Annotated in this window: 6 protein-coding genes; all 6 read right to left on the bottom strand. The window is 34.7% G+C overall.

Features of this window, described 5'->3' with window-relative positions:
• Positions 1-308: 308 nt before the first annotated feature.
• On the bottom strand, positions 309-389 hold the full coding sequence (locus LJD34_RS15445) for a D-aminoacyl-tRNA deacylase (RefSeq protein ID WP_318532729.1): 81 nt from the start codon (positions 387-389) through the stop codon (positions 309-311).
• Between the two features lie 77 nt (positions 390-466).
• Positions 467-775, bottom strand: coding sequence for a PTS lactose/cellobiose transporter subunit IIA (locus LJD34_RS15440; protein WP_022002421.1), 309 nt, complete (start codon positions 773-775; stop codon positions 467-469).
• 202 nt (positions 776-977) lie between these two features.
• The gene (gene tuf / locus LJD34_RS15435; protein ID WP_032089391.1) at positions 978-2,162 is read right to left on the bottom strand and encodes an elongation factor Tu; all 1,185 of its coding nucleotides are present in this window, start codon (positions 2,160-2,162) and stop codon (positions 978-980) included.
• A gap of 92 nt (positions 2,163-2,254) precedes the next feature.
• Positions 2,255-4,330, bottom strand: a complete 2,076-nt coding sequence (fusA, locus tag LJD34_RS15430; protein ID WP_032089390.1) for an elongation factor G — start codon at positions 4,328-4,330, stop codon at positions 2,255-2,257.
• Between the two features lie 33 nt (positions 4,331-4,363).
• Positions 4,364-4,834 (bottom strand): 30S ribosomal protein S7, encoded by a 471-nt coding sequence (gene rpsG, locus LJD34_RS15425; protein ID WP_022002418.1) that lies wholly within the window; start codon positions 4,832-4,834, stop codon positions 4,364-4,366.
• A 25-nt stretch (positions 4,835-4,859) separates the two neighbouring features.
• On the bottom strand, positions 4,860-5,273 hold the full coding sequence (gene rpsL, locus LJD34_RS15420) for a 30S ribosomal protein S12 (RefSeq protein WP_022002417.1): 414 nt from the start codon (positions 5,271-5,273) through the stop codon (positions 4,860-4,862).
• Positions 5,274-5,468 lie beyond the last annotated feature (195 nt).

The raw sequence follows: 5,468 nt of genomic DNA, 5'->3' as shown, positions 1-5,468 counted from the left end.
CTCTCCATTGTCCTTCTATCTCTTCAGACAACTTTGGTCTGTTTAGCTCTTTTTTATTTCTTAAACTTAATTGACGTTGTGTTTTATTCTTTCCTGTTCAGTTTTCAATGTCCTCTCACTCGTCTCTCTCGTCGAGTGCCCATTTATATTACCATCCTCTCTCCCTTTTGTAAAGCTTTTTCTTGTCCTTTTTTTATTTTTTTCTCTCTTTCACTCTTTTTCTGCCTTTATATCGTTGTTTTTTTATCTGTATTTTTTTGTCATGATTAAAAGAAACGATCTTTACAGAACGTTTCTTTACCTTATGACTATATGATTTCTTTACTGTCCAGGATGATCGTTGTTGGTCCATCATTGATCAGTGAGACTTTCATCATCGCTCCAAAGATATACTTATTTCTATAAAAAAAAGAAGCCTAACATTAAGTTAGACTTTTAAATAACATATTAGAGCTTCTTTTTATAATTAACCAATTTTTTTGTAAACATCAACGAATTCTTGAGCTAAGTCAATGCATAATAATGATGTCATTAAGTGGTCTTGAGCATGTACCATTAATAAGCTTAATGGTGCTTTTTCTCCTCTAATTTCAGCTTGAATCATTTCAGTTTGTGAATGATGAGCTTCATTAACTGCTTCTTTAGCGTTTCCTAAAGATTCTTCAGCTTTTTCGATATCTCCAGCTTTTGCATATTGAATTGCTTCGATAGCTGAACTACGTGCGCTACCAGCATTAACAATTAAGTTAATTACGATTTGTTCTTGTTGATCCATTTTTATTATCTCCTTCTATAAACAAATATTCAGACTACTTACATCTGCACTATTATTTTATCAAAGTCATATCTATTATTCAAGCGCTTTCGTTAGATAAAGCACTATTTTGAACAAAAAGTCATTTACTACAAATAAGAAACATTCGTAATAAAAAATGCTTAAATATAAAAAGGTCCTGAAGGACCTTTCGTTAAAATTATTATTCAATAATTTCAGAGATGTTTCCAGAACCTACAGTTCTACCACCTTCACGAATTGAGAATTTAGTTCCTTGTTCAATTGCGATTGGGTGAATTAATTCAACTGTTAATTCTACAGTATCTCCAGGCATTACCATTTCAGTACCTTCTGGTAATTCGATTACACCAGTAATATCAGTAGTTCTGAAATAGAATTGTGGTCTATAGTTAGCGAAGAATGGTGTATGACGTCCACCTTCATCTTTACTTAATACATATACTTGACCTTTGAATTTAGTATGTGGATGTACTGAACCAGGTTTAGCTAATACTTGTCCACGTTGAATTTGATCACGGTTGATACCACGTAATAATACACCGATGTTATCTCCAGATTCAGCATAGTCTAATAATTTTCTGAACATTTCGATACCAGTAGCAACTGTTTTTTGAGTTTCTTTGATACCAACGATTTCTAATTCGTCATTTAAGTTTAATTGTCCACGTTCTACTCTACCTGTAGCAACAGTTCCACGTCCAGTGATTGTGAAAACGTCTTCTACTGGCATTAAGAATGGTTTATCAACGTCTCTAGTTGGAGTTGGGATATAAGTATCTACAGCTTCCATTAATTCGTCGATAGCTGGAGTCCATTTAGGATCTCCTTCTAATGCTTTTAATGCTGATCCTCTGATTACTGGAGTATCATCACCTGGGAAGTCATATTCATTTAATAATTCACGAACTTCCATTTCTACTAAGTCGATTAATTCTTCGTCATCAACCATATCGCATTTATTTAAGAATACGATGATGTATGGAACACCTACTTGACGAGATAATAAGATGTGTTCTCTTGTTTGTGGCATTGGTCCATCAGTAGCAGCAACTACTAAGATAGCACCATCCATTTGTGCAGCACCAGTGATCATGTTTTTGATGTAGTCAGCATGACCTGGACAGTCAACGTGTGCATAGTGACGAGTTTCAGTTTGATATTCTACGTGTGCAGTGTTGATTGTGATACCACGTTCTTTTTCTTCTGGAGCAGCATCGATTGAAGCATAATCCATTGCAGCAGCTTGTCCTTTTTTAGCAAGACAAGTAGTGATTGCAGCTGTTAAAGTTGTTTTACCATGGTCAACGTGACCAATAGTTCCGATATTTACATGCGCTTTAGAGCGGTCAAATTTTTCCTTAGCCATTGTTAAGGTTCCTCCTATTTTTTAATTTTTTACAATAAACATTCTAGTTTATTTGTTCGAAAAAATCAATATTTATTTGATTTTAATGTAGATTATACATTTCCACCATTTTTCTTAATGATTTCTTCTCTAATTGATTTAGGTGCAGCTTCGTATCTATCAAATTGCATTGTATAGTTTCCACGACCTTGAGTAAATGATCTTAAATCAGTTGCGTATCCGAACATTTCTGATAATGGTACAGATGCTTGAACTGAAATAGCATTTCCTCTTTCTTCTTGTCCTTCGATCATACCACGTCTAGATGAAATATCACCCATAACGCTACCTAAATATTCAGAAGGAGCAGTTACTTCTACTGCCATAATTGGTTCTAATAATACAGGACCACATTTTTTAGCAGCATTTTTAAGTGCTAAACTTGCAGCTACTTTATATGCCATTTCTGATGAATCGACATCATGGTAAGAACCATCAAATAATGTAGCTTTTACGTCTAATACAGGGTATCCAGCAATCATACCAGTTTCAAGTGCATCTTCAAGACCTACTTTTACTGAGTTGATATATTCTCTTGGGACAGCCCCACCAACGATAGCATCAACGAATTCAAATCCTTTACCTTCATTAGGTTCAAATTTGATCCATACGTGACCGTATTGTCCACGACCACCAGATTGTTTTACATATTTACCTTCACATTCAGCTGCTTGAGTGATTGTTTCACGGTAAGCAACTTGTGGAGCACCAACGTTAGCTTCTACTTTGAATTCTCTTTTTAAACGGTCAACGATTACGTCTAAGTGTAATTCACCCATACCAGCGATAACTGTATCTCCAGTTTCAGGGTTAGTAAATGTTTTGAATGTTGGATCTTCTTCAGCTAATTTAATTAAACCATTACTTAACTTATCTTGATCTTGTTTAGTTTTTGGTTCGATAGCTAATTGGATAACTGGTTCAGGGAATTCCATTTTTTCAAGGATAACGAAATTCTTTTCGTCACAGATAGTATCTCCAGTTGTTGTGTTTTTGAAACCTACAGCTGCAGCGATATCTCCAGCGTAAACTTCATCAATTTCATTACGTTTGTTCGCATGCATTTGAAGAATACGACCTAAACGTTCTTTTTTATCTTTTGTAGAGTTTAATACATAACTTCCTGATTGACATGTACCTGAATATACACGGAAGAAAGTTAATTTTCCTACGAATGGGTCAGCCATGATTTTGAATGCTAATGCTGAGAAAGGTTCATCATCTGATGCATGTCTTTCTACTTCATTACCATCTTCATCAGTACCTTTGATTGAAGGAATGTCAGTTGGTGCAGGTAAAAAGTCAATTACTGCATCTAACATTGGTTGAACACCTTTATCTTTGTAAGCTGAACCACATAATACTGGGAATAATTCTACAGCTAATGTTCCTTTACGGATTGCTGCTTTAATTTCTTCTTCAGTAACTTCTTCACCTTCTAAAACTTTCATTAATAGATCATCATCATAAGTTGCTGCTTGATCTAACATTTTAGCACGGTATTCTTCAGCTTGAGCCATATATTCTTCAGGAATTTCTTTGTAAATTACATTTTCACCTTTTGCTCCTTCAAAATAAACAGCTTTCATTTTAATTAAGTCAATGATTCCTTCGAAAGTATCTTCAGCACCGATAGGTAATTGAATTGCAACACCTTGTACTCCTAATCTCTTTTCTAAAGATTCTAATGACATAATGAAATCTGCACCTGTTGCATCCATTTTATTAGCGAATACAATACGAGGTACACCATAAGTAGTAGCTTGACGCCAAACTGTTTCAGTTTGTGGTTCTACACCAGCTTTTGCATCTAATACAGTTACAGCACCATCTAATACACGTAAAGAACGTTCTACTTCGACTGTAAAGTCTACATGGCCTGGTGTATCGATAATGTTAACACGATACCCATTCCATTGAGCAGTTGTAGCTGCTGAAGTGATTGTGATTCCACGTTCTTGTTCTTGTTCCATCCAGTCCATTTGTGAAGCACCTTCGTGAGTTTCACCAATTTTGTGGATTTTACCAGTGTAATAAAGGACACGTTCAGTTGTTGTTGTTTTACCAGCATCAATATGAGCCATGATTCCGATATTACGAGTCTTTTCTAACGAAAATTCACGAGCCATTTGTTTTCTCCCTTCAAAATTTTAGCCGTTATATTACCAACGGAAATGAGCGAATGCTTTATTAGCTTCAGCCATTTTATGAGTATCTTCTTTCTTCTTAACAGAAGCACCTGTTCCGTTTGAAGCATCAATAATTTCGTTTGCTAAACGATCAACCATAGTTTTTTCGTTTCTTAAACGAGAGTAGTTTACTAACCATCTTAAACCTAAAGTCATTCTTCTTTCTGAAGAAACTTCAACTGGTACTTGGTAGTTAGCCCCACCAATACGTCTTACTTTAAGTTCAAGAACTGGCATAATATTGTTAATTGCTTGATCAAAGACTTCCATAGCTGGGTTTCCAGTTTTTTCTTCTACTTTTTTAAACGCATCATATAAGATGTTTTGAGCAACACCTTTTTTACCATCTAACATAATGTTGTTGATAAGTTTAGAAATAGTTTTAGAGTTATACACTGGATCAGGTAGAACGTCTCTTTTAGCAACTCGTCCTTTTCTTGACATATATATTTCCTCCTATAAGTATTAATTAAGCTTTTGGTTTTTTAGCACCGTATTTAGAACGTGCTTGTTTACGATCGTTAACTCCAGCACAGTCCATTGTACCACGGATAATATGGTAACGAACCCCTGGTAAGTCTTTAACACGACCACCACGAATTAAAACAACACTATGTTCTTGTAAGTTGTGTCCAATTCCTGGAATATATGCAGTTACTTCCATACCATTTGATAATCTAACACGGGCATATTTACGTAAAGCCGAGTTAGGTTTTTTAGGTGTCATAGTAGCAACACGAGTACACACACCACGCTTTTGAGGTGATTTAGTTGATGTAGCTTTTTTAGCTAATGAGTTATAACCTCTATTTAAAGCAGGTGAATTTGATTTTGTTGTTTTATCAGTACGACCTTGTCTTACTAATTGGTTAATTGTAGGCATTTCTTTCTCCTTTCTTGATAACACACAATACCGGGTGTTTCATATTTAATCAATAAATATTGCACCCAATCAGGGCACTGACAATATATTATAGTATTAAAATGATAATGTCAACAAAAAAATTAAAAAATATAAAAAAATCTAAAGTGAAAAGTTAAATTCCACTTTAGATATGACAAAGTGGATTTTAGTCTT

It is taken from the genome of Faecalibacillus sp. MSK20_93, from assembly GCF_020589945.1.
GTDB lineage: Bacteria > Bacillota_I > Bacilli_A > Erysipelotrichales > Coprobacillaceae > Faecalibacillus > Faecalibacillus intestinalis.
This window is presented reverse-complemented; position numbering and strand designations above follow the sequence as displayed.